At 44.3% G+C, this 25,594-nt stretch carries 17 protein-coding genes; 8 read left to right on the plus strand and 9 right to left on the minus strand.

All coding sequences use genetic code 11. The annotated features are described in order from the left end of the window. Positions 1–109: 109 nt before the first annotated feature. From ACE01T_RS11040 to gspF, 3 genes are all read right to left on the minus strand, one after another. Positions 110–445 (minus strand): hypothetical protein, encoded by a 336-nt coding sequence (locus ACE01T_RS11040; protein ID WP_395519262.1) that lies wholly within the window; start codon positions 443–445, stop codon positions 110–112. Positions 446–725: 280 nt separating this feature from the next. Then, complete coding sequence (gspG, locus tag ACE01T_RS11045) at positions 726–1,163, minus strand: type II secretion system major pseudopilin GspG (protein ID WP_086195245.1); 438 nt, start codon at positions 1,161–1,163, stop codon at positions 726–728. A 45-nt stretch (positions 1,164–1,208) separates the two neighbouring features. Further along, a complete protein-coding gene (gene gspF, locus ACE01T_RS11050; protein WP_180043259.1) occupies positions 1,209–2,414 on the minus strand; it encodes a type II secretion system inner membrane protein GspF in 1,206 nt (401 codons plus the stop codon). Between the two features lie 152 nt (positions 2,415–2,566). Between gspF and ACE01T_RS11055 the strand changes: the two genes are divergently transcribed. The 8 genes from ACE01T_RS11055 to ACE01T_RS11090 all read left to right on the plus strand — a co-directional run bounded on the left by ACE01T_RS11055 (position 2,567) and on the right by ACE01T_RS11090 (position 11,000). Then, positions 2,567–4,789 (plus strand): primosomal protein N', encoded by a 2,223-nt coding sequence (locus tag ACE01T_RS11055; RefSeq protein ID WP_395519263.1) that lies wholly within the window; start codon positions 2,567–2,569, stop codon positions 4,787–4,789. A 59-nt stretch (positions 4,790–4,848) separates the two neighbouring features. Beyond that, entirely contained in the window at positions 4,849–6,690 is a 1,842-nt protein-coding gene (locus ACE01T_RS11060; RefSeq protein ID WP_180080143.1) for a monovalent cation:proton antiporter-2 (CPA2) family protein, read from the plus strand. 50 nt (positions 6,691–6,740) lie between these two features. Further along, positions 6,741–7,616, plus strand: a complete 876-nt coding sequence (hslO, locus tag ACE01T_RS11065; RefSeq protein WP_086195241.1) for an Hsp33 family molecular chaperone HslO — start codon at positions 6,741–6,743, stop codon at positions 7,614–7,616. Between the two features lie 225 nt (positions 7,617–7,841). Then, positions 7,842–8,297, plus strand: coding sequence for a DUF2147 domain-containing protein (locus ACE01T_RS11070; RefSeq protein WP_300045826.1), 456 nt, complete (start codon positions 7,842–7,844; stop codon positions 8,295–8,297). Positions 8,298–8,726: 429 nt separating this feature from the next. Then, positions 8,727–9,188 (plus strand): DUF2147 domain-containing protein, encoded by a 462-nt coding sequence (locus ACE01T_RS11075; protein ID WP_180080149.1) that lies wholly within the window; start codon positions 8,727–8,729, stop codon positions 9,186–9,188. 143 nt (positions 9,189–9,331) lie between these two features. Beyond that, positions 9,332–10,297 carry a DnaJ C-terminal domain-containing protein gene (locus ACE01T_RS11080; RefSeq protein ID WP_300046429.1) on the plus strand — a complete coding sequence of 322 codons (966 nt, stop codon included), beginning with the start codon at positions 9,332–9,334 and terminating at the stop codon, positions 10,295–10,297. 10 nt (positions 10,298–10,307) lie between these two features. Next, positions 10,308–10,646 (plus strand): chaperone modulator CbpM, encoded by a 339-nt coding sequence (locus ACE01T_RS11085; protein WP_086195237.1) that lies wholly within the window; start codon positions 10,308–10,310, stop codon positions 10,644–10,646. Positions 10,647–10,742: 96 nt separating this feature from the next. Further along, a complete protein-coding gene (locus tag ACE01T_RS11090) occupies positions 10,743–11,000 on the plus strand; it encodes an HP1242/YdcH family protein (protein ID WP_086195236.1) in 258 nt (85 codons plus the stop codon). Positions 11,001–11,110: 110 nt separating this feature from the next. Here the strand turns inward: ACE01T_RS11090 and ACE01T_RS11095 are convergent, their stop codons facing one another. The 6 genes from ACE01T_RS11095 to ACE01T_RS11120 form a co-directional block, all read right to left on the minus strand. Continuing rightward, positions 11,111–12,346, minus strand: a complete 1,236-nt coding sequence (locus ACE01T_RS11095) for a magnesium transporter CorA family protein (protein WP_180043263.1) — start codon at positions 12,344–12,346, stop codon at positions 11,111–11,113. 259 nt (positions 12,347–12,605) lie between these two features. Continuing rightward, positions 12,606–14,693 carry a polyribonucleotide nucleotidyltransferase gene (pnp, locus tag ACE01T_RS11100; protein ID WP_395519272.1) on the minus strand — a complete coding sequence of 696 codons (2,088 nt, stop codon included), beginning with the start codon at positions 14,691–14,693 and terminating at the stop codon, positions 12,606–12,608. A 270-nt stretch (positions 14,694–14,963) separates the two neighbouring features. Beyond that, positions 14,964–15,233 (minus strand): 30S ribosomal protein S15, encoded by a 270-nt coding sequence (gene rpsO, locus ACE01T_RS11105; protein ID WP_005007057.1) that lies wholly within the window; start codon positions 15,231–15,233, stop codon positions 14,964–14,966. A gap of 962 nt (positions 15,234–16,195) precedes the next feature. Then, a complete protein-coding gene (recD, locus tag ACE01T_RS11110) occupies positions 16,196–17,959 on the minus strand; it encodes an exodeoxyribonuclease V subunit alpha (RefSeq protein ID WP_395519264.1) in 1,764 nt (587 codons plus the stop codon). Between the two features lie 63 nt (positions 17,960–18,022). Further along, on the minus strand, positions 18,023–21,721 hold the full coding sequence (locus tag ACE01T_RS11115; protein WP_395519265.1) for a UvrD-helicase domain-containing protein: 3,699 nt from the start codon (positions 21,719–21,721) through the stop codon (positions 18,023–18,025). An 8-nt stretch (positions 21,722–21,729) separates the two neighbouring features. Next, the gene (locus ACE01T_RS11120; protein WP_395519266.1) at positions 21,730–25,422 is read right to left on the minus strand and encodes an exodeoxyribonuclease V subunit gamma; all 3,693 of its coding nucleotides are present in this window, start codon (positions 25,420–25,422) and stop codon (positions 21,730–21,732) included. Positions 25,423–25,594: the final 172 nt, after the last annotated feature.

A 25,594-nucleotide genomic window follows, 5' to 3' on the forward strand; every position in this document is an offset into this window, starting at 1 on the left:
AGATGAGATGTAACTCATTGAAATGTGTCATCATATTCGTCGTCAGAAAACAAGTATTATGCCATTATTTCAATGAGTTATCTTTTTTTGTCGTGTACAAAGCTTTAATTTATAGCTGAATCACCAAATAAGACATCATGCCCGTTAGAAATAGCATGGGAATATAACGATAAATTTTTACAATACTGTGCTCTAAGGCTGAAGCATGGCCTTGTTTTAAGTTGAGTAAGGTTGCTTTCAATGCAGACCAGAAACACAATACAAACAGGGCACTGAATAAACTGACGGCAAAAAAGCCAACCACAATCTGGCTGCTGCCTTCCGTCGCATTCCATAAACTTAGAATACCTTGACTGATGGGAAGTAAGCTCAAAATTAAAAGAACAGACTTGAGCATTGCCCAATGAAACTGGTTAATTTCATCCGATATTATGAATGCTTTCATTCCATTCTCCTTGGCTAAAAATGCCTTCAAGAATATTATGCTCTATTTTAATTAAATAAAAAGACGATATTTATTCATATTTTAAAATTATTTTAATGAATAAATATGGGAATAATTATCATTATAAACACCAAATAGTCATTACTATATAATATTGTTAAAATTCAAAAAATTAACACATAATTTATAATTAAGATTTATTATCACTTCAGCTTCTATTGAATATTCATATGAAGTGAAGTGATATATTCGATAAATTAAAATAAATAGTGATTTCTAATTAAGGCTGATAATAAATATCGGCATCCGTATCTTCACCACCCTCTTTGCCATCAGCACCAAAAGAATATAAATCAAATGGGCGGCCTTCAGCGCCTGGAATCACATATTGAATATCATTGTCCCAGCTGTCTTTGGGATAGCCACCTTTAACATATCCGCCCGGCATCCAGTTTTTAGCCGAAGCAGGCTGATTCACCAGTGCATCCAAGCCGCCATCTTGCATAGACGGATATTTACCATTATCCAGTTTATATTGATCTAAAGCACCAGCAACGCCTTTTAAGGTAATGGAAGTGGTATCAACCTTGGCCTTTTCACCACGCCCCATCACATTAGGAACAATCAGTGCAGCCAATACACCTAAAATTACAATCACCACCATCACTTCAATGAGGGTAAAGCCAGACTGCTTCACTTGATATCGTTTCCCTTGCATCTCACTCTCTCGCACAATCATTATCTTTATAAAATGTAAAATCAGTTAAATCATATTGTTCATATTCACAATTGGCATCATCACAGCAATCACGATTACCAGCACGATACTTGCCATCAAGACCAGCATTAAAGGCTCAAGTAATGCCAGTAAAGTGGAAATCAGTGTAGTCACTTCCCGATCCTGCATGGTCGAGGCGCGCTGCAGCATACGATCCAGCTCGCCGGATGCTTCACCACTTTTAATCATTTGTACCATCATCGCTGGAAAATAACCACTGCGTTCCAGTTGTGTCGCCAGGTTGCCACCTTCAGTGACACGCTCGGCTGCCTGGTTAACAGAGTCGCGGATCACCCAGTTATTACTTACCGCGGCGCCAATTTTAAGTGCATCGACCAAAGGTACACCAGACTGGGTCAAAATCGATAAGGTGCTGGCAAAACGTGCTGCATTTATACCACGCGATAATTTACCAAATAATGGCAATTTGAGCGTTAAACGATCAAAGGCATAATGCCCGGCAGACGTTCTTAAAAAACGTGCCAAAGTGATGAAACCCAGTACACTGGCGATCAGTAAAAATGGCCAGGCCACACGAATGAAATCACTGGCTTTCATCAGCACAACCGTAATCCACGGTAATGCCTCCTTGCTCTGGTCAAAAGTTTTGACAATATCCGGAACCACATAGGTCATCAGCCCCATCACAATCGCAAAAGACATCAGCATGAGAATAATCGGATAAATCATCGCGCCCTGCACTTTCTTTTGCATGGCAAAGCGGTTTTCGGTGTAATCGGCCAATTGATCCAGAATTAAATCCAGATGTCCCGAGCGTTCACCCGCTGCAATGGTGGCAATATATAAATCCGGTAAGCGTCCGGCCTGCTGCAAGGCATTGGCCAGTGAATAACCTTCCATCACTTTGGAACGTACTGACATCAACAGGTTTTGCACATGAGCCTTTTCATTTTGCTTGCCTACCGCCCGCAGCGCTTCTTCCAAAGGAATTCCGGCTGCCACCAGAACTGAAAGTTGACGGGTAAACAGGGCCAAATCATAGGCAGTGATTTTTTTCTGAAACCAGCGTTTTGAGTTATGCTTGTCTTTTTGCTCAACAGGATCAACCGTCACAGGAATAAGCGCTTTGTCTCTGAGCTGTTGACGGATTTGACGTGCCGAATCACCCTCTAACACGCCTTTTTGCTGCTTCCCTGAAGCATCAATGGCAGTAAATTGATATGCAGGCATTGTGATGCTCTAATTTTCTAAAATTTGCTTCAGCGCGGTTGCGTCTGACCACCAAAATCATTCATATTCTTAGCTATAAATGATTTGCTCACTCTAACATAACTCTATCCTTAGCACGACGAAATTTGATCAGGACCATTTGACCTTTATTTATGCCAAATACACCACCGACTCTAGCCGACATTTATCGCATTCGTGTTGCCGTACCTGTACATCTCTATGACTGTTTTGACTACACCTTAACGGCTGAACAATATCAGCAAGCTGAAGTTGGGGCACGTGTGGCCGTGTCGTTTGGACGGCAAAATCTGGTGGGCATTATTGTTGAAAAATTAACGGCCGATACCCCGATTGATCCGCGCTTTAAGCTCAAAGCCATCACTGAACTGCTGGATGAACAAGCACTTTTAGATCAAAAAATTTTAAGCTTGCTCACTTGGTCCGCGCAATATTATCAATTTCCGATTGGTGAAGTATTTCAGAGTGCCCTGCCGACATTTCTGCGTCAGGGCAAACCCTATAATTTATTGGCCCGGCTGTGGAAAGTTCTGGATTTACATGCTGAAGACAAGCTAACGCGCTCTGAAAAACAACAACAGGCTTATAAAGTGCTGAAATTACATCCTCAAGGCACTACAGAAAATATTTTAAATTTAGCCGGAATTGAAACGGCGACACTCAAGGCACTGGAAAAGAAGGCGATTGTGCAATGTATTCTGGAACATCAGGACTTTAGTCCTCAACCGGTCACCCTGGCACAAATGCCCTTAACCGCCAATGACGATCAGAAAAAAGCCATTCAACAGGTGTTGAAAGCCCAGAAAAAATATCAGGCTTTTTTACTGGATGGCTTGACCGGAAGCGGTAAAACTGAAGTGTATTTGCAAATCATGCAAGAGGTGCTGAAACAGGGCAAACAGGTCTTGGTTTTAGTGCCTGAAATTGGCCTGACCCCGCAGACCATCAGCCGGTTCCAGTCACGTTTTCATGGCAACATTGTACTGCTGCATTCAGGACTGAACGATTCAAAGCGCCTGCAAGCCTGGCAGGCTGCACAAACTGGCAAAGCTTCGATTATTTTAGGGACCCGTTCAGCCATTTATACACCGCTGCCCAATCTGGGCCTGATCATTCTGGATGAGGAACACGACCTGTCTTTCAAACAGCAGGAAGGCTTTCGCTACCATGCCCGTGATGTGGCAATGTACCGTGCCCATCTGGAAAATTGTCCGATTATTTTAGGCTCAGCCACCCCGAGTATTGACAGCTATGCACTGGTTGAAATGGGGAAAATGACCCGTTTAGAACTGAATCAGCGTGCCGGTGCAGCCGTGATGCCAAAAATTCATCTGATTGACCTGAAAATTGCACAAAAACAGAATGGCATGAGCCAAAGCCTGATTGATGAAATTCAAAAACGTCTAGATAAAAAAGAACAGGTATTGGTATTTTTAAACCGTCGCGGTTATGCCCCAGTGCTGATTTGTGAAAACTGTGCCTGGCAAGCCAAATGTCCGCATTGTGATGCCAACTTTACCGTGCATCGCCAGCCTTATCAGCATTTGCATTGTCACCACTGTGGCAGTATTCACCGTATGCCCGAGCAATGCCCGCAGTGCAAGCATAGTGAATTAAAACCGATTGGCCTAGGCACCGCCAAAGTGGAAGAAAACCTGCAACAACTGTTCCCCCATTTTGACGTGATTCGGGTCGACCGCGATTCCACCAGCCGGGTCGGCAGCTGGCAAAAAATTTATGACAAAATCCAGAAAAGTGAACCGGTGATTTTGCTCGGCACCCAGATGCTGGCCAAAGGACATCATTTTCCCTATGTCACTTTAGTGGCTATTTTAGATATTGATTCCGGCCTGCTCAGTGTCGATTTCCGTGCCACCGAACGCACGGCACAACTGATTGTACAGGTCGCTGGTCGTGCTGGACGCGGTGAACGCAAAGGTGAAGTCTATTTACAAACCCTACGGCCGGATCACCCTTTGCTGAATACCTTAATTGACAAGGATTACCGGCATTTTGCCAAACAGACCTTAAAAGAACGTCAGGCCGCCGCTTTACCACCTTTTCGTTATGCAGCCTTAATACGCTGCGAATCGAAAAGTCAGGAACAGAACCAGGAATTTTTACAGCAGCATGCACAGGCGTTAAGACAGGTTTCGGAAAACCTGATTGATATCTGGGGACCGATTCCTGCCCCGATGGAACGTAAGGCCGGGCGTTATCAGGCGCATATGGTACTGCTGTCACAAGATCGGGCCCGATTACATTTTTATATCCGTACCTGGTGGCAAAATATGTTGCATGAAAAGCCCTCAAACATGAAACTGACACTCGATATAGATCCTCAAGAATTAAGCTAAATCAACATTTATGCTGTGCTTAAATTCCTTGAAATTAAAATAAATTCCAGGACAAACTAATGTCGCTACTGTTACAAATTACGATTTTTCTGGGTGCTTCGCTGCTCTTGGTGCCGCTCGCCAAGCGTTTTGGCATTGCCACGGTACTCGGCTATTTGTTTACAGGCATTCTGCTCGGTCCCAGCGTATTGAATATGGCCAGCGATCCGGACGCGATTCAGGAACTGGCCGAATTTGGCGTCATCTTGCTGATGTTCATTATTGGTCTGGAGCTGCGTCCACAACGACTGTGGGAAATGCGCAAATCCATCTTTCTGATGGGCAGCTTACAAGTCGGCATTACCGGAGTTATTCTGGCAGTCGTGACTTTTTTTGCCTTACAGCAGAATCTGGCCGCCAGTTTTGTGATTGGTATGGCGCTGGCGCTATCCTCCACTGCCTTTGTGTTACAGCTGCTCTCAGAAAAGCAGCAACTCAACACCACCTTCGGGCAACAATCTTTTTCTATTTTACTGTTTCAGGACATTGCGGCCATTCCCCTGCTGGCGATTATTCCCTTACTGGCAGGTACTGAATCGACCCACCATGGAGTGGCCTACTTTGCCGCCATTATTGCCACCTTTAGCGGTTTGTTCCTGTTTAGCCGCTATATGATGCGGCCATTTTTCCGCTTTGTGGCCAAAAGTGGCGCGCATGAACTGATTACCGCAGTCGGCTTGTTTATTGTACTGGGTGTCGTGGTACTAATGGATGTACTCGGCATCAGTACCACCCTGGGCGCTTTCTTAACCGGGGTGTTGCTGGCCGACTCCGAATTCAGGCATGAACTGGAAGCCAGTATTGCACCGTTTAAGGGACTGCTGCTGGGCTTATTCTTCATGACGGTGGGCATGACCACACAATTATCCCTGCTGGTAGATATGCCCTGGTTGATTATTGGCGGTGCCCTCATTTTAATGCTGGTCAAAAGCATCACCCTGATGGCGATTGCCCGTTATTTAAACTATTCATGGCGTAACAGTTTGCTGCTGGCCACCTGTCTGGCCCAAGGCGGTGAATTTGCCTTTGTGGTGCTGAAAGTCGCGACGAGTGAAAAAGTTCTTACTCAAGCCATGCTTGAACCTTTGACCCTGATTGTGACCCTTTCCATGGTGCTCACCCCAATGTTTTACTGGTTGATCAGTCGCTGGATTATTCCTTTAATAGATAAAGAAAAAACGCCAGTTTATGATGAAATTCCAGATATCCATAACCCGATGATCATTGCCGGTTTTGGCCGTTTCGGCCAGATTATTGCCCGTATTGCCCATTTACAACACCAGTCTTTTACCGCGATTGACAGTAACCTGGAAAAAGTCGATTTCGTACGCAACTATGGCGGCACGGTATACTATGGGGACGCGACACAACCCGATATTTTACGTTCCGCAGGCATTGAACACGCCAAAGTTTTTGTCCTAGCGATTGATGATATTGAAGACTCCATGAATGTGGCACGTCATATTCGTTTAAACTATCCCAATCTGAAACTTTTGGTGCGTGCCCGAGACCGTCATCATGTGCATTTACTGCGCGATTTAGGTGTCGAACAGATCTGGCGTGAAACTTATTTATCATCGCTAGGTATGGCTTATCGCGCTTTACGCGAATTAGAGATTAGCGAAGAAGATGCGTATAAGAGTATTGAACTGTTTCGTGATTACGATGAGAAATTATTGCTTCAACAGCAACGGGTTTATACTGATGAACAGAAAATTTATGAGACCCATCGTAATGCACTGGCAGAACTTGAGCATTTATTTGAAAGTGATGCGCAAATTCGTCAAGAACCTACTGGCGTCAATTTACAACGCGGCTTAGCACATCAGCGTATTGATGTCACAAGAGATGATAGTAACTAGCTTGTGTTTTACAATATAGACACCATTAACACGGGCTATTGGAGAAATTTATGTCTGAATTACGTCAACGCTTTTATATTGAAAATTGCCCGATTCGTGGTGAAGTGGTTCATCTGGAAAGCGTTCTGCAAACGATTCTTGCGCAACGTGATTATCCGCAAGCCATTCAAATCCTTTTGGGGGAAATGCTCAGCGCTACCGCATTGTTAGCCAGCACCCTGAAAATTAAAGGCCGGATCAGCCTGCAAATTCAGGCAGCTGGAACTTTTAAATGGGCTATGGCTGAATGTAACCATCTAGGCCAGCTACGTGCATCAGCCGATTATGAAGAAGATCCACGCTTTTTTCAGGCAGAAAACAGCAGCACGGTATTTAATGCCCTGGTCAATCCGATACTGTTTATTAATATTGAGCCTGAATTCGGTGAACGCTATCAGGGTATTATTGCCTTAGAGCATGATACTTTGGCCGGCTGTCTGATGCAGTATTATGATTTATCTGCACAAATTCCAACGAAAATCGTTTTATCCAGCACAGCTGAACGTTCTGGCGGTCTGCTGATTCAGCTCTTGCCACGCAATAGTGAAGAAGAGCAGCAACGTGTGGATGAAGACCTCTGGCCACGCCTGACCATACTGACCGAGACATTGAAAGCCGAGGAACTCACAGATTTGGAACCGACTGAAATTCTTTACCGTCTGTACAATGAAGAAGATGTGCGTTTACCTGAAGCTGAACAATTAAGCTTTGGTTGTACCTGTTCTAAAGAGCGTTGCGCCAATGCCTTGATTCAAATTGGTGTGGAAGCAGTACGTGAAACTTTAGAGTTCCAGAATCCCATTACCATGGATTGCCAGTTCTGTAGTACCCGCTACACATTTACTGCGGAAGAAGCCTTTGGTTTATTTGGCAAACACTTAAGTTAATTTGATCAAGTAAACAAAATCAGAGCAGCAATAATAATTACTGCTCTTTTTTTATCTTTCCAAAATAAAATACATCATTTTTTACTTCCTTTTATAGCGTTTTTTTACACTTGTATTTTAAATATTTTAGCGTAAAATCCGCTTTCAAAATAAAGCAAAACTATCTCAAATAATGCTTTATTTCTAATGCATAAAAATAAATTAATAATTGGAAATATTGACCACATGAACACAAAAATAATGCTTAGTCTATTATTACTGCTGACCTGTCCTTTTATTCATGCAAAAGCTCCTGACTTGGTGGGAACATGGAAAACGATTGATGATAAAACAGGATATGCCCGTGCTGAAGTTCTCATCACTAAGCAAGAAAATGGAGCTTATCGGGGAACAATTATCCAAGTCCATGCCATTCCAAACCGTAGTGCTATTGATCATTGTGAAAAATGCAAAGGAGCACTCAAAAATGCCCCTCTGATTGGCTTACCGATCTTGTCAGGCTTTAAGCAAAACCCTAAAAAGACAGATGAATTTATTGATGGTCAAGTACTTGATCCCCTTTCAGGTCATATCTATCAAGGTAAGGGTCGTCTCAATACACGAGGCAATGTCCTGACCTTACGTGGCTTTATTGGTACTAGCCTGCTGGGCCGTACCGTGTCCTGGATTAGAGTGAATTAACATGCTTTTCATTCAGCACAAGTTTTTATCTCCATCCTGTTAAAAACTTGTGCATCCTCCAGATTTATAATCTTAAGAGTCAGTTCAAGTCTCATTTATGAACTATGAAATAAATTATTTTTTATTAATAACTTGGATATACTAAAAGATAAACTCCCTTACTAAAAATTATAAGAATAATAATTTCTTCATAAAAAACTGTATTTTGGCATTCAGCTAAAATATTAATTAAATAAAAATTTAAATTTTTAATATCCAAATCGAATATTTTTTAATCAAAAAGAAATTAAAAAATAACTCCCTTAGCACTATTAATTATTTATGTGACTTATTCATCAATTTAATCATTTGATTTTATAGATACTTATCGCTATAAATTAGGCGTTTTACTCTAAAATTAAAAAATAGTTCATTCAACAGGGGAAATTAGTGAAGAATTTATATAAAGGGATTTTGACCGGGGTAATTTTAGCTGCTGTTTCATCTTTCAGTTTTGCTGAAAATGATCCATTGGTGGGCAAATGGAAAACCATTGATGACCGGACCGGTTATTCCCGTGCGGATGTAGAAATCAGCAAAAAGCCAGATGGCACTTATGAAGGAATCATCGTTGCCACCCGGAGTGTACCGGGTACAGAAAAAATGGTCATCTGTTCCAGTTGCCCGGGCAACTTAAAAAATAAGCCTTTTATTGGCTTACCTTTTATTTGGGGCTTTACCCAAAATCCGGACAATCCTCGTGAATTTAACAATGGCCGTGTACTTGATCCGGTTGGCGGCAAAATCTATAAAGGCAAGGCACGTCTTAGTGCCAGTGGCAAGCATTTGAATCTGCGAGGTTATGTCGGAATTTCCGTGATTGGGCGTAGTGTGACCTGGATTAAATATTAATCGCATTCAGCATTTTTCAAGGTTCCGGTTACGGAGCCTTTTTTTGTCATAATTTGAAACAATAAGGCACAGATCAATACTGTTTCAGAACTATGAAAAGCATAATAATGATTAAAACATGATCAAGCCCAGATTCCCATTATATGCCTCAAAATCATTATGAAGTTCTTGGCATTAACCGAAATGCCACCCAAGATCAAATCAAGAAAGCCTACCGGAAATTGGCTCGAAAATATCATCCCGATGTCAGCAAAGAAACCGATGCTGAAACAAAAATGCAAAGTATTAATGTCGCTTATGACACGCTAAGCAATGAAGAGAAAAAAGCTGAATACGATTTCCAGCTGGATCATCCTGAAGCTTTTTATCAATCTGGAGCACAGACTGGCACAGGAGGTTTTGACCATAACCAATTTTACCGTCAGGGTTTTAACCAGCAGCAGTCCGATTTTAGTGGTTTTGAAGACCTTTTTGGACGTTTTGGTTCTGGTTTTGGCGGAGCAAACTACCAATATCAAAAGCAACAGCGCCAACAACAACGCAGTTATCAGGGTGAAGATCAACATGCAAGTATAGAGGTTGATCCGGCAATTGCTTATCAGGGAGCCACTCAGCAGATTACCTTGCAGATTCCGACCTTAAATGCCTATGGCGAGCCGGAGGTTCAACGCAAAACTTTGCAGGTCAAAATTCCTAAAGGCATGAAAGAAGGACAAAATATCCGTCTCTCTGGACAAGGACAAAGTGGCATCAATGGCGGTAAAAATGGTGATTTGTACATTGAAATTCACTATAAGGATACTGCGCGGATGCGGGTTGAAGGTGCCGATATTTATTACAATGTGAATATTGCCCCTTGGGAAGCCGCCTTAGGTCAAAGCATTGAAATATCTACGCCTGAAGGTAAAAAAATTCAGGTAAACGTGCCTAAAAATGCCAAAACCGGTCAACAGCTACGACTCAAGGACCAAGGGGTTCCAAGCAAAGTACCCGGTCATCTCTATCTGGTTTTAAATATTGTTTACCCAACTGCGCAAACTGAACATGAACAGCAGGCTTACCAGGCTTTTTCCGAAGCCTTTACCAAGTTTAAGCCTCGCAATGATTAAGGAGAACATCATGACGACCATTCATTATCGTGAAATTATATCTGATGAATTTAATCCTGCAGATATCATTGATGAACATTACAGTTTTGATTTAAAGCATTTCGCGGATGCATGTGGACAAAGTCCGGAGTGGGTTTTACAGCTACTTGAATACGATATTTTAGACACGCGCCCAGAAGAAAGAATTCATCAGTTTTTTGGTCACGATGTTTCGCGTGCACGTCGGGCCTACCGTTTGCAGCGCGACTTTGATGCCAGTTTTTCTGCGGTGGCAATGATGCTGGATTTAATTGATGAGGTGCAGCAATTACGTAAACAGGTCAGACACTTGAATGTCAAAAATGCTTAAAGGTACTTTTCAGTCTCCCTGCTATCTTTTATAGATAGGTAGGTGATGACTGACTATTTTGTTCTGAAATTCAATGCTGGAGAATAATCTAGGCTTATGAAAACCAAAGAATGTAATAAAAAAGTGAAGCGTATGTTTCCTGAGCATCAGGAACTCATCCACAAATTGCGTCATGATGATCCTCATTTCGCGAAAATATTTGAGAGCCATCAGGAACTGGATAAAGAAATCGCTCAACTTGAGCTTAATCCGGTTAATTTAGTTAATGAGGATATTGATTTATTGAAGCGCAAGAAGCTGAAAATGAAAGATGAAATTTATAGAATATTGACCCAAAATGCTCAGGTCAGTTGATCTGGCAGCATACAGAAAATGGCCGAGAGCATTTTTTAAATTTAATTGAACTGTGCTGATTGTGCATCGAACACAGTGAATATGGATAAAAATTTGCTGAAAACTGACCTTTATTTAAACTTGGTCAGTTTTTCAACTTCTTTCATGGTTTCTTTGACCGAGTGCTTAATCGGCTCATAGTTTAAAAACCAGAACAGGTTCACGCGTTGATCCTGATGCTGTTGGGCCAGTAAATCAATGACGCTCTTTTCCCCACGACCCACCAGATGGCGACGATAAAAATAATAAACCAGCAGTATCGTCGTGATCAGCATCACGATCAGCATGCTCCAGAACCCGGTCGGAGACTTTAAGCCTGGAATAAACTCAAAATTCATTCCGTAAACCCCGGTCAATAAGGTTAAAGGGGCAAATATCGCGGTAATAATGGCCAGAATCCGCATGTTTTCATTGGTCTGGTTGGCGATTGCAGAAAAATGTAAATCGATGGCTGCCTGAATCGAAGCACGAAGACGAACCGTATGTTTTTGAATTCGACCCACATGGCTGACCAGATCGTCCATCCTTACCAGCATAATATCCTGCCGTTCAGACTTCTTCTTGCCTTTTAAATGAGGGTAATTATCGACAATTTCGTCCCGCAGTTCTTGTAAGACATCAATTTGTTCTTCACAAAGATTCTCCACTTGCTGAAAAGACATACTTTCCTGCAATAACTGATTCCATTTGGCAAATCTGCGATGGCCTTGCAGTAATTCTTGCTGCCAGAACTCGACACGTCGGGTCAGAGGTACACGCAAATCTAAATAACCATCGATCATGCTATTCAGCAAGCGTAAAGCTAAATCTAAAGGTGTGGTAGAAGCCTTACGCGATTTGTTCTGATCTTGCACAGAACGGGTGAAATTCATTTCAATCCGGGAAATATAATTTTCAACTGCTCTATTGCCTTGTTCACGCACCGTAATCAGCGCCTGAGGTGTAATGATAAAACTCACCGGTGTGGTGGCTAAACCAAACATCTTTTCATGCTGTTCCAGCGCTTGTGCTCCGGTTTTTATATCATCATCCGGGCTAATCAGTTTACGGAAAATCAGCAGGTCATAATCTTCCAGGGTATCGAAGCTGCAGGGATGCTCCAGATTTAAAATATCTTTCACATGAAATTCATTTAATATCAGCTGAGTATATTGATAGATTTCTTTTTGCCACTCATCCGCACGATTCACGACATCTTCCCGGGTGCAATCAATCCACAAAAAGACCAGTTCAGCTGTAACGTTTTGGGTTTTCTGTACAAAAATATGCTGTTCAGTGGGATGTTGGTAGAAATAATAAACCTGCATATCAACAATTCTCTAGGGTACTTTTTTATTGTTTAATTAATGGAAATTTCAATAATTTAATCATACTATCTGCGATGAAATTATCAGCTGTGCGAAAGTGTTAAGCAATAACATACAACTGGATTTACATATTTTAAACCGAATTTTTTCACGGCCCACAAAAAAGCCCCGAGCCAGCCAAAGTGATTGCTTTGACGAAGCTCAAGGCTTTTCTAATCGTTTTCATTCACATGAGTTTAGTCATGTGAAATTCAAACCATTAAGCTTGTTCGATGTCTTTCATGGTCAGTTTGATACGACCACGGTTGTCGACATCGGCCACTTGAACCTTGATTTCCTGACCTTCAGACAATACGTCTGAAACATTGGCAATACGTTCGTTCGAAATTTGAGAGATGTGAAGCAAACCGTCAGTACCAGGAAGAATGTTCACGAATGCACCGAATTCAACGATACGAATCACTTTACCTGTGTAGATTGTACCTGGTTCGATTTCAGCAGTAAGCGCCTGGATTTTCGCAACTGCAGCCATCGCAGCAGCTTTAGTTTCACCAAATACGCGAACTGTACCATTGTCTTCAATGTCGATTGCTGCTTTGGTTTCTTCAGTAATTGCGCGGATGGTCGCACCACCTTTACCAATCACGTCACGGATCTTGTCAGGGTTGATGCTGATCACCTGGAATGTCGGCGCGTGCATAGAAATTTCAGGACGGGCACGTGAAATCACCTGGTTCATCGCATTCAGGATGTGCATACGACCTGCATATGCTTGATTTAACGCAACTTCCATGATCTCTTCAGTGATACCTTCAATCTTGATATCCATTTGAAGTGCAGTAATACCATTTGCAGAACCTGCAACTTTAAAGTCCATGTCGCCAAGGTGGTCTTCGTCACCCAGGATGTCAGAAAGTACTGCGAAACGCTCGCCTTCTTTCACTAGACCCATTGCAATACCGGCAACTGGTGCTTTAAGTGGAACACCTGCATCCATAAGTGATAATGAAGCACCACATACAGAAGCCATTGAAGATGAACCGTTTGATTCTGTGATGTCAGATACAATACGGATCACGTACGGGAAGCGGTCAGCTGCCGGAAGTACAGCTTGAACACCACGACGCGCCAGACGACCGTGACCGATTTCACGACGTTTAGGACCAGATTCACGACCAGTTTCACCTACCGAGTATGCAGGGAAGTTGTAATGAAGCATGAAGTTATCAGTTTTAGTACCCGCTAATGTATCTACCATTAACGCATCACGTGTATTACCCAAAGTCGTTGTTACTAAGGCCTGAGTTTCACCACGTGTGAATAATGCAGAACCGTGAGCACGGTCTAGAACGCCAACTTGTACATCAAGTGCACGAACTGTTTTGGTGTCGCGACCATCAATACGTGGTTTACCTGACAAAATATTGTCACGTACGGTACGGTATTTAAGATCTTCAAACAATTCATTCAAGTCATCTGCAATACCAGTTTCGTCATTTTCTGGAACGAACTGAGCAACTGCTTCAGCTTGAAGTGCATCCAATGCCGCATAACGGTCTTGTTTCACCGCAATGGTATAGGCTTCAGAAATTTTCGCTTCAAATGCTTCTTTTAATTTTACACGAAGGTCTTCGTTTTTAGTAGGAGCAGTCCAAGTCGATTCTGTTGCACCGGCAGCCGCAGCAAATTCTTTAATGGCTTGAATTGCAATTTGCATTTCGTCATGACCAAAAAGCACAGCGCCCAACATTTGGTCTTCAGAAAGTTCTTTCGCTTCAGATTCAACCATCAATACTGCAGATTCTGTACCCGCAACCACCAGGTCAAGGTCAGATTCTTTTAGCTGTTCATTGTTCGGGTTAAGAACGTATTCACCGTTGATTAAACCAACGCGCGCACCACCGATTGGACCACGGAAAGGCGTACCTGCAATGGCAAGCGCAGCAGAAGTACCAAGCATTGCAGCGATGTCAGCTTCCATTGTCTTGTCAGAAGATACAACAGTCGCAGTGACCTGGATTTCGTTGTAGTAACCTTCTGGGAACAATGGACGGATTGGACGGTCGATCAGGCGTGAAATCAAAGTTTCAGATTCAGACGCACGGCCTTCACGTTTACCGTAACCACCCGGAATACGACCAGCAGCATATTGTTTTTCTTGATAGTTAACAGTCAGTGGGAAGAAGTCCTGACCTGCTTTAGCAGTCGGTTGAGCAACCACGGCAACCAGTACGGTTACACCGCCCATAGTAATCAGAACGGTGTTGGCTTGACGCGCAACACGACCTGTTTCTAGTACAACTTGATGTTGACCAAATTGAAATTCTTTACGAACAATATTAAACATTGACATGTATTTTTCTTTCCTAGTTCTTTTGAACAGTTATTCTAGTGGAGACCCCTAAGGTTTGGCATTCACATCAACTGCATAAATGACAAAGCTTAGAAGCCGACCTCACTAGACTATAAAAATGTATGAATACACTATTTTTAAACACAAAGAAGGAGCGAAACAATCGCCCCTTCCCCATTACCTAACCAAAGCCAGGTATATTCTTAATTTTCAGTAATACGGCATTTAACATGCAATAGTCCGAAAAAAATAAGTTTAATCGAATTAACGACGTAAACCTAAAGCAGCGATCAAAGCGCTGTAACGAGTAGCATCTTTACCTTTAAGGTAGTCAAGAAGCTTACGACGTTGGTTAACCATACGGATAAGACCGCGACGGCTATGGTGGTCGTGTTTGTGTTCTTTAAAGTGACCTTGCAAATCATTGATTTGGGCAGTTAAAAGAGCTACTTGAACTTCAGGTGAACCAGTGTCGTTTTCAGCGCGAGCAAATTTAGCAACGATCTCTGCGCGATCTGCGTTTGTTAAAGCCATTCGATTTCTCCGAGATGCTTAAAAATTACATTTGATAGAAATCAATTGATTTCTCAATTGACTGCCGTGCATCACTACAGCAAGTGCGTTATTTTAAGGGAAAATCCGGGGGATTGCAAAAAGAGAAACCGCTTTTCATTTTTTTATATCAATTCATTGAAAATTATTCATTTTTTATTTTATCCCTTCCACTTTGAATTGATACCTTAACGCTTAACGTTCATTCTAAAAAACTGGGGAAACTGTGTTACCCATGAAAGCGCCTCTTTTTATTTTCCCGTTACGGATTGAAGATAAAAAAAAGCCCAAGCTAGGCTTGGGCTTTTTTTGCGCTGTAGTTTCTTATGTTTTAATTATTATTCTTTTATTTATAGTCATAATTTACGCTTTTCGCGTTTATCGTTATAAACATTCCTTGTGTGAAGCTTTACTTCCTTATGTGGTAGATTCTGCCACAAAACATTGTGTAAAAAAGTCGACTTTCTCGTATCTACTTGTAAGTCTTTTCGTACATTAATTATTATTTCTTATATTTCATGTAACCAAAAAAATCAAATATATCCAATAAAATCAAACACATTAACACAAACCAAAGATGTAATTTATACAAAAGCACCTCTATCTACCGTATTTGATTTTTAGCGCTACAACTAGGACTTAATAGTGGTCATTTCAGCCAATCATTTTTGTAATAAATCGCTTAATTGTGCATATAAAAAAGCCCTGTAGTCTCTCCCAAAACTACAAGGCTTAGCGGCTGTAAGTTTCCTCTTTATCCTTACTTCATTGTAAGTTCGCTGTCTTTCGACATTATTATTATATGATGGCGATTTTACTCAACTTTCCGTGTTGAGCTTTTTATGTGCAGCAATCATCTCAAAAACATTCCTAAAGCTCTATGCGCCAATTTCTCGAATCGTTGTAAGTAATTTCGTACAAAAAACCTGATTATTCATTTATGATTAACAATTTAGTGAATTGTTAATTTTATCTAACACACCACTTTTTCTTATGGTTTTGATGGTTAAAGCTTGTACAAAAGCCTCTTGATCAGCCAGCACACTCACCACTTTTTTGGCACGGGTAATTGCAGTATACAGTAATTCTTTACTGAGCAAATTTTTCGCAGCCTCATCCAACACCACTGCGGTATGAGTAAATTCCGAACCTTGTGATTTATGAATGGTCAATACAAATGCCGTTTCAATACTTTTCGGTAAGCGGGTTGCCGGCACCCATTTTTCCAGACTCGGGAAATAAACTTCAAACTGTGACTGTCCATCTCGGCTACGCTTAAAACAGATCCCGATGTCTCCGTTCGACAAGCCCAGTTGATAATCGTTATAGGTCATCATCACTGGTCGACCGACATACCAGTCGCCTTGCTTGCTCATCAGTAGCGATAAAGCCTCCAGTAAACGCTGTTCAATTTGCTGGTTCAATTGGCTTAAACCGAAGGCACCATGGCGAATAGCCGCCAAAATCCGGTAATCATCAAAGGTCTTGACCACCTGAGCGACCCAAAACTCAGGTTCATCAGCGGTTAAATAGCTTTTCAGCACTTCAATATAAGGCTGGTAGCCCAACATCAGTTTGTCGTAATAGGTGGTCCGGTCAAATTGCCTGGACAAATGAGCAGGAATATATTCCAGCTGGATCTGATCCGCCATTTCAGCCTGCAAGGACACCGCCCGGATTTCACCCGGAGCAACCACTTGCTTGGCAAACTGCTCGAGTAATGCTGCATTCGTTTGCACAGATTGCTGTTTTTGAATAAATTGTGCCATTTGCCCAATCAATGCCCCCACTTTAAAACGGCGACTGTTCACCAGATGAACGCGATTTTCAGCCAGAGCCGGGACATTTTGTAAGTCGGCCAACACGGCTCCCACGTCCACTGCGGCCAGCTGGTCAGCATCGCCCAGTAAAATCAGGCGAGCCTGATCCGGTAAGGCCGACAGCAACATATTGGCCAAACTCAAGTCCAGCATGGAGGCTTCATCCACCACAATCACGTCATAGGGCAAAGGCTGCTGGGCATGAAAACGTGGCTGATAACTGTTTCCCAACCCCAATAAACGGTGAATGGTAATGGGGTTCAGCTGCTTGAGCTCATCCGTCACCAGGTCTTGCAGTTTTTCATCATTCAGTGAGTTTTGCAGTGCTTCTTTCATGCGCTGTGCAGCCTTACCGGTCGGTGCTGCCATGGCAATGCGAATATTTGGCATGGCCTGATTCAGCACGGCAATAATTCGCGCCAAGGTATAGGTTTTTCCGGTTCCGGGTCCACCGGTAATGATATTCAGTGCCTGCTTCGCCACCATCTGCAAAGCCTGAACCTGATATTCATCCCTCAATAAATCTGGATAAGCGGCAAGATCAACAGCGGGAATAGTTTGCTGTTTGAGACGCATCACTTGCTGAGCCAGGGACTGCTCCATCGCCCAGTAACGGTACAGATACAAATGCTGCTGATCGAACACAAAGGGGGCTATCTTTTGCTCGACATTTTCAGCCAAAACCACTAAATCATGCAGTGTATCCGCCTGCTGCCGAGTTGCAGAAATACAACTGTCGCCGTGTTGAACTGCGTCCAGAACCTGTTCAATAATATCGCTGCTATTTTCCTGCTGTGCTGCATGACTAAACGGCTGCTGGCGAATAAACCGACTCCAAGTGCTGATCCATGCAGCGCTTTGATCATCTTTATATTGTTTATTTTCCACACAGTTATCCTCAAAGTTATCCACAGCTTAATCTATTGTTTAAAATCTACTAATTTTGACAATTCAGGCACTTTTGCTGCTTTTATCTTCAGCAAAACAGCCCAAAATCGCATCAAGCCGCAGTATAAATTCGGCCTCTGGCTTCCAGTGATAAAAGCCCTGTTCCGCCTGTCCGTTCATACCGCGCAAATACAGATAACTTGCGCCGCCCAAATGTTTTTCAATGTCATAGTCCTGCATGTGGACTGTTAAATAGCGGTGCAACGCGACCAGATACAAACCGGCCTGTAACCAGTAGCTGGCCTGCGACATGCTCTGCCGAATTTCCACCTCCAGATAATGCGACTGATCGGTGCCTAAAAAGTTACTTTTATAATCGGCAATATGATAGTGCTGGCCATCAAAATACACCAAATCGATGGAGCCGGTGAGATAGCGTGCCGAATTGGCCGGGTTAAAATCCAGCATGTCAATGCCATGTTCCGCATACAATTGATGGATACGCTGGATGGCCAGGACATGGTCCGACAGGGACAGATAAAAGGGAAATTCGGCCAGATATTCATGTTCATTCAGCTGATTGAGCTGAAAATCCTGATGCAGAGGCGTTGTTAACACCTCGGCTAGCCATTCACCCATCCAGCCAATCAGCTGTTCTTCATCGACCTGCTGAAACTCCTGCTCATATTTTGCCAAAAGTTCTTGCCATAAAGCAGGATAATCATTTTTAAAACGGCGGCGAATTTCTAAAGGCCAATCCTGCTGGTCCTGGAAATCGATATGTTCAAAAATTTCATGCAGGAATGTTCCCGCCACTGTGCCCATCGGGAAATGGCGTTTGATCCAGGACAGCGGTTGGTGGGCAACAGTTTCAAGCAGCTCAACTACATGAACTTCATCTGCTGCACTCGGCATTTGTTCGGTATTCACCGCCAAGGCATCCATGGCCTGCTTACGGCTTAAATGCTGGGCCAAGGCACTGAAACTGGTTTTGGAGCGTGGATAAAAACGCTGACTAGGAAATTGCAACGCCTGTAAAGGCAACAGCTCCTGCTGCCTGGCTTGCAGCTTGGGTGGTCTTTCATGGAGCAAGGCTTCATCAGCACTGGCAGGATGCGCAAAGTCTTGCCCACGCCAGAAAGCCAGACCATGACTGGACTTGCCTTCCTGATCCTGCAACAGGGCATAGACCCGATGGCTGGCCCGGGTCAGGGCCACATACCACAGCCGATGCTGCTCTGCCACGGCACGGGCATTGTGCTGTTCAATCGCGGCCTGTTCCAGCAGATTCTTGTCATTCACCGCCACCACACGCTGGATGTCCACTTTTCCCGTCACCGGATGCACATGTTCGACCGTAGAAAAGTTCAGGGTCTTGTTCATTTCCCGAAAATCTTTATCCGCCCCGAGCAGGAACACAATTTTAAACTCCAGTCCTTTGGACTGGTGGATGGTCATCAGCTGCACCCCGGCCTCGTTGGACAGTTTGCGTTCCAGCTCCCACTCGCGTTCCGCCGGAGATTGCAGCTGTTTCAGATACCAGTGATAGAGCTTTTGTGCGCCCTGATACTGTTCACTGTGCTGGCACAATAATTCGGTCAGATGACGCAGATTGACCACGCTGCGTTCATTATCGCGGCTTTGGGTGGCGACCAGATTTTTCCAGACCTGAAACAGGTTCAGACAGTATTGCCACGCGGTTAAAAAGCCTTTTTGCAGCCACATTTCACGAATGCAGTCGAAGTCGTAAATGAACTGGCTCAAGCCATCGGCCTGGGCTTCCAGCTGTATCAATTGCTGCAAATTGAAACCCAATAAACGGCTGAGCAAGGCGCGCTTGATTTTGCCTTCGTCATAAGGATGCATGATGGCAGCCAGTACTGCCCCCACATCTTTGGCAACTGCATGGTCAAACACACTGCGTTTGGAAGGACGATTGACCCGAATGCCCAGACGTTCCAGTTCATACTGGGCTTTATCCAGACCGTCATGGTTTTTCGATAAAATCGCGATGTCATTTTCAGTCAGGTATCTGGGACCGGTTTTTTCTGCCAGATAGAGTTTTTCTGCAATGCCCTGATTGAGTAAGTCGCGAATTTTCCAGGCCACCTGCAGCGGCTCATGCTTTTTATCATTCAATAATAGCCAGCGTAGCGGCTGATGATTTTCACCCTGTGCATCGATGAGTGCCGGATGGGGACGCGAACCGGCTTCAACCGGGCTATAAATCACCTCTTCACCAAAATCCATCTGCCGCTGAAACAAGGCATCCACAGCCTGCACCAGCACTTTAACCGAACGGTGATTGTGGCGCAGGCTGTATTGCCGTCCCTGTTTGGACAGCACATCGGCACGGGCTTTGTTATAGGTCAGCATGTCGCCGCCACGGAAACCGTAAATCGCCTGTTTCGGGTCTCCGACCATAATCATGCAGCCCTGCATATAGCGTTTCTGGTCGCGCCAGATCCGCGCCAGCATATTGTCTTGATCCTGGTTGGTATCCTGAAATTCATCCACCAGAATCAGGGGATAACGGGCTTGCACAAACTTGGCAAAGCGTAGTCCCTGCTCGCCTTGCAAGGCTTCTGATAGCGTGCGAATCTGCTGGGCAAAAGTGGTTTCGCTTTTCTGCTGCAGCACTTGCGGCAGGCGTTTTTTCACTTCTTGACTTAAATAAAACTTCAAATAGGCATCCAGCAAATCCAGATCCAGATTGAGCTGGGACAAAGCCTCGCAAAAACTTTTTAACGCTTGCATCACCGGGTGCTGTTCAAACTGATGTAGCACCTCTTCTGCACATTTATTCAGAACTTTTTTGGTCGCCAGATCGGTCAGATTTTTCAGGGTGGTTTCAAAATGCGGGGCAAATAAGGCATAGCAGCGCTGTTCAGCCAAAGCCTGGATAAAAGCCGGTAAATCGTCACACAAGCTACGTTGCATCAAGCCATCGGTGCGCCATTTTTTGCCAATAACCGAATGATATTGACCCTCTGCCGAATAATAATCGCTCAGGCTAGCAATCAGGCTTAAATCCAGCTGAATAAATTCATCCACCAGTTGCTCAAACTGGTTTAAATCCAGCTCGGGTGCCTGCACTTCCTGAAACTGTGCCGAGGCAAAGTTCAGGCTATTTTCCACCACCGGCACATAGGCATCCTGCGACTTCAGCTTTTGATTCAGCAGCAGATAATCGACCACATTCTGCGGCTGCAACTGAATCCATTCACGCAGTACATCATGAATCAGCTGATAAGTATAGCTTTTGGCATCATCGGTAATATCAGCCCGTTCAATTTTGCCGCTTTCAAAGGAAAACTCGCGCAGCAGCTTTTGGCTAAAGCTGTCCAGTGTGCCAACAAACAGCTCATCCAGCTGGTCAATCACCAGTTTTAAACGTTCACGGGCAAAATCCACTCGCGTGACATAGTCGCTTAAAACTTTCTGGAATAAAGGATCGGATTCAGCTGCTAATTTGGCCTGAAGCTCCGCTTGGGTCAGGGTTTGACAGCTGTCGAAATAACGCAAGGTTTCCACCAGACGTGCCCGGATACGGTTTTTCAGTTCAGCAGCCGCTGCACGGGTAAACGTGGTGGCAATCACCTGATTGGGCAAATACGGACCGAGAAAAATCCGTACCATCAGACTGGACAGGGTAAAGGTCTTTCCAGTACCGGCTGAAGCCTCAATCCAGTGCAAGCCCTTGAATTGCATGTCCACAATCGGGTTAAACGACATTGGGTGTATTGTTTGAGGATGGTTCATATTCTTTTTTATTCTTTAATGGCCTGTTGATGCATAAACACCGGTTGATAGAGCTGATAGGAAAATTGTGCGCAGGCATCTTCCAGCAAGGCGGTGGCATCCTGTTCCTGTAAAATAAACTGCCAGTCGCGGTGCATTTGGGTGGCTTCGTTATCCGTCACCGAAAAACCGCTAAACTTGCCATCTTCATGCCAGTCCTTATAAATCACATCCATATCGTCAATGCACATCTGGTTCTGCTCATTGGCTTGCCAGTCATGTTCTTTATCTTTTTCAGCAATTTTCAGCAGCAAGGCGGCAGGCAACACCAGCGGCTGGCTTTGCCCATATTTCCAGGCGGCCAGCCAGTGATCCAGCCATTCACGGGCTTTATTCGAGGTCACGCCATGACATAAAATGGTCCGGTCACTGAACACCACAATCCGCGCCAGTTTTTCACCGCCTTCCCCTAAATTCAGATAGGCCAACCAGAGCAGATATTCCAGCCAGACTTTGGCACGGCGCTTGGCACGCGCGCTTGAAGCATCCAGACTGACCCATTTTTCTGCGCTGTTTTTCGGTAAATGAATGTTCATATACACATGATCATTCACCTTCAACACTTGCTGTGTGGTCGGGGTCACTTCAGGGGCATATTTCAGCAAGCGGTCTTTTAAACGCTGCTGTTCAACCACACTCATTTGCCAGCTGCTTTGTTGCAGTTTGCCTATTGGCAGCTGATCCATCAGCAATTCAGGCTGTGCCGTACCCTGCTGTTTTTGCAGGAACTGGCGCACGGCATAACGCCCAAAACCATCCAGCAACAAGGGTTCCTGTACCGCAGGCAGATCTTCAGGACGCAGATTTTCCACACCCAAGGTTTTTAAATATAAACGTGCCGGGAAAGTGACATCCTGAATCCACTGATGACTGTCCAGCACCAAGACATCCTGCTGCAGATGCTGATAAGGCGTATTCACCCAAGACGCACGCTGTCCGCTGGCATGCCGAATCTGTCCCGCCACACAAAACCATTGGTCCTGATAACGCACCGGTCGGGCCGATTCAAATCCGACCGGATCAAAAGGCAATAAAGGATGCACATGATACAGCGAGCGCAGTTGCTCTGGCACTTCCACGCCATTGATCTCTACAGTGGCATCAGTTTGGTTGTCCGCTTGTTTGCTCTGAACGATAAAAGCCAGATGCTGCACCAGTTCCTGCACCACGGTGGAGGGATCACGCACTTCTCCATCGTTAATGTCAAAGCCGTTATAAAACAGCCACAGGTTGTCCTGAGCCAGCAGCAGATGGTCTAAAAATGCGCCCTGATCATCTTCCAGACGGGAACGGTCGCCGAGCTGGGGCTTCAGCAAATCCATCAAATCAAAAGGCAAATGCTGGCTACGATTGGGAAACTTACCGCTGTCCAGTCCAAGCATCACAATTAGTTTATATGGCACAGGACGAATCTGTCCGATCTGGCTAAAGGTAATCTGCCCGGTCGGTTCGGCATGGTCCAGCTGCATTTCCAGAGTGTTATTAATTTCTGCCAGCAAATAAGGCAGAGGCAAACTTAAACTGCGCAAGGCATGATGATCGTGCTCATCGTAGAAACTAGCCAGGGTCAGCATCCGCTCCTGTTTTTTGATGATTTTATACACGGTCGATAAAGACTCGACACCGCTTTCTTCAAACTCGGCAATATCCTGCATCAGACGCTTGAGCCATTGCTCTACAGGGACATTTTGTCCTTGCTCATGCGCAATCATCCAGTCCCGGCGCGCGTCAAAATCCTGATAAATCTGGATCAGCTTGCCAATCAGCTCAAAATCGCTGGGCAGGACCTGGGCAAAACTGAGCGTGCCCTGAAACAGGCGATGCTCAGGAATGGCAATCCCCAAGGCCAAACGGTCGAGCGCAAATTTAAAACTAAAACGATAGTCTTCATCGCCTTCGCACAGGCTACGCTTTAAATGCTCGGCATCCAGTCCGCGTTTAAAACCGGCAGCAATCAGCAATTCCGTAATGCGTTCAATGGCATTGACGTCCAGACTGTAACGCTGCTGGGTCGCGCTTAAACTCAGCCAGTCGGCAAAATCTTCAATACTGAAACGCCCCTGAATCAGTTCAATCCGGCCCAGTACCGCTCGCCAAGCATTCAACGCATCCAGTTGTGCCACACCGGCAATTTGAATGGGCAGATATACACTGTCTTTGGACAGTTGATGACTGCTGCCGGCTTTATGCTGAATCAGGTCACGTTCGCTGGGTGGCGGTGCAAATACGCTGCGGATCAGCGGTTCAAGCTCGCTTAAGCTTGGGCTGAGCACCAAAATATCACTGGGTCTACGCGGTGCTTCTTTGGTGCCCTGTGCCAGCCAGTGAATCAGCTGTTCTTTTAACACTTCCAGCTGGCGCAAACTGGAATGGCAAACATGAATTTGTATCGAATCATCCTGTTCATCCAGTACATATTGATGCTGCTCTGGCTCCACCAGATACAAAATATCAGACTGGATTTTACCGAGTAAATTCGCTTTATATTCATCAATAAAGGCATCTGCCCAGACCCCATCTTCCCCCGAAGATAAATTCGATAACAGGGAGAAATGGTCACGCGCCTGCTTGCCAAAACGGGTCAACAAAGGATGACGCGACTCGCGCTGTTCTGCATTGAAATTTAAAGTAAATTCCTGGAAAAACTGTTCAATGTCGGCATCACTGGCTTTGGGGTTTTTCGCAATAAAGCGTTCTTTGACCCTGAGGTCGTAACGTGCTTTCCAGTTCGGATCGACACTGTCGGCCCAATATTCCTGTGAAGGGTTGTAATGCAGAATATAAATATCAAGGTACTGCCCCAGACGGCGTAAAAACTCCAGCTGCATGGGAGGCAAATCCAGCAGGGTAAAAATTACCAGTTGTTGTGGCAATTTTTTTAATGCTGCCTTGCGGGTCTCAGGATGATCCAGCGTTTCCCAGAACATAGCATCAATACTCTGCATCTGTTCAAAGTCCTGATGAAACACTTCCTGCCACAGCCAACGCTGCCAGGCTTCCAGTTCACGCGCCTGATTCAGGGTAAATTCAGAAATATCGCTATTGGTTTTAAAGAACATGTCCTCAATCGGAAGTTCTTTATTTTGTCCCCAAGCCTGCAGCCAGTTAGTTGGACAGCTGCACATATTGGGAGGGCAATTTTTCTGGCAATGGCCGCGATATTCCATGTAATGGCTAAACAGGCGTGATACCTGCTCTGCCACCCAATACAGCATGCCCTGCTTTTTCAGCTGCTTTTCAATGCCCTGTTCCAAACGGTCGGCGCTGTCATAAATCCGCTGTACGATGGAATATAAAGGATGATCAAGCTGTAAAGAATTTTTTTCGCCCTGAATAAAGGCTTTTAATGCCTGAAACACGCGCCACTTGATAATAATTCGTGGAATATTGGCTTTACGCACCTGCTCTTTTTGATCGACCAGCACCCATTGATAGGCTGACCATTGGAAACCACGAATCCGGTGATGAAACTGGGTATTGGCACTGATGCCTTTTTGCTCTGCCAGCTTTTGGGTCAGCCAGGCTTCAACCGCATGCGACGGCACAATAAAGTGTTGAGTTTGCAGCACCTGAAAAGGTGTTGTGGCAGGCTTATTCACGGTCGTCAGCATGGCGTGCACCAGCACGTCTATACGCTGACTTTGAATCACATGAATGGCCATGACTGCATTACCCCAATATTTTTTAAAAAATGAAACGCCTACAAAAGCATAAAGATTATTTACTATACAACGGCGTCTGTCTATGTCAGTTTTAACTGCACATTAGCTTTAAAAAGGCTTTGAAATTCACACCTTAATGATGGTTGAATAGAACAAATAACACAAAATTTAA

Origin of the sequence: Acinetobacter uliginosus, from assembly GCF_044130295.1 — a bacterium.
In the GTDB taxonomy this organism is placed as follows: Bacteria; Pseudomonadota; Gammaproteobacteria; order Pseudomonadales; family Moraxellaceae; genus Acinetobacter.

Bases quoted from the DNA above. Each gene is read 5' to 3' on its own strand.
- rpsO (WP_005007057.1), bottom strand. From the start codon at position 15,233: ATGGCTTTAACAAACGCAGATCGCGCAGAGATCGTTGCTAAATTTGCT.
- hslO (WP_086195241.1), top strand. From the start codon at position 6,741: ATGTCTGAATTACGTCAACGCTTTTATATTGAAAATTGCCCGATTCGT.
- gspF (WP_180043259.1), bottom strand. From the start codon at position 2,414: ATGCCTGCATATCAATTTACTGCCATTGATGCTTCAGGGAAGCAGCAA.
- ACE01T_RS11120 (WP_395519266.1), bottom strand. From the start codon at position 25,422: ATGGCCATTCATGTGATTCAAAGTCAGCGTATAGACGTGCTGGTGCAC.
- ACE01T_RS11055 (WP_395519263.1), top strand. From the start codon at position 2,567: ATGCCAAATACACCACCGACTCTAGCCGACATTTATCGCATTCGTGTT.
- ACE01T_RS11080 (WP_300046429.1), top strand. From the start codon at position 9,332: ATGCCTCAAAATCATTATGAAGTTCTTGGCATTAACCGAAATGCCACC.
- gspG (WP_086195245.1), bottom strand. From the start codon at position 1,163: ATGCAAGGGAAACGATATCAAGTGAAGCAGTCTGGCTTTACCCTCATT.
- ACE01T_RS11085 (WP_086195237.1), top strand. From the start codon at position 10,308: ATGACGACCATTCATTATCGTGAAATTATATCTGATGAATTTAATCCT.
- pnp (WP_395519272.1), bottom strand. From the start codon at position 14,693: ATGTTTAATATTGTTCGTAAAGAATTTCAATTTGGTCAACATCAAGTT.
- ACE01T_RS11115 (WP_395519265.1), bottom strand. From the start codon at position 21,721: ATGAACCATCCTCAAACAATACACCCAATGTCGTTTAACCCGATTGTG.
- ACE01T_RS11070 (WP_300045826.1), top strand. From the start codon at position 7,842: ATGAACACAAAAATAATGCTTAGTCTATTATTACTGCTGACCTGTCCT.
- ACE01T_RS11090 (WP_086195236.1), top strand. From the start codon at position 10,743: ATGAAAACCAAAGAATGTAATAAAAAAGTGAAGCGTATGTTTCCTGAG.
- ACE01T_RS11040 (WP_395519262.1), bottom strand. From the start codon at position 445: ATGAAAGCATTCATAATATCGGATGAAATTAACCAGTTTCATTGGGCA.
- ACE01T_RS11095 (WP_180043263.1), bottom strand. From the start codon at position 12,346: ATGCAGGTTTATTATTTCTACCAACATCCCACTGAACAGCATATTTTT.
- ACE01T_RS11060 (WP_180080143.1), top strand. From the start codon at position 4,849: ATGTCGCTACTGTTACAAATTACGATTTTTCTGGGTGCTTCGCTGCTC.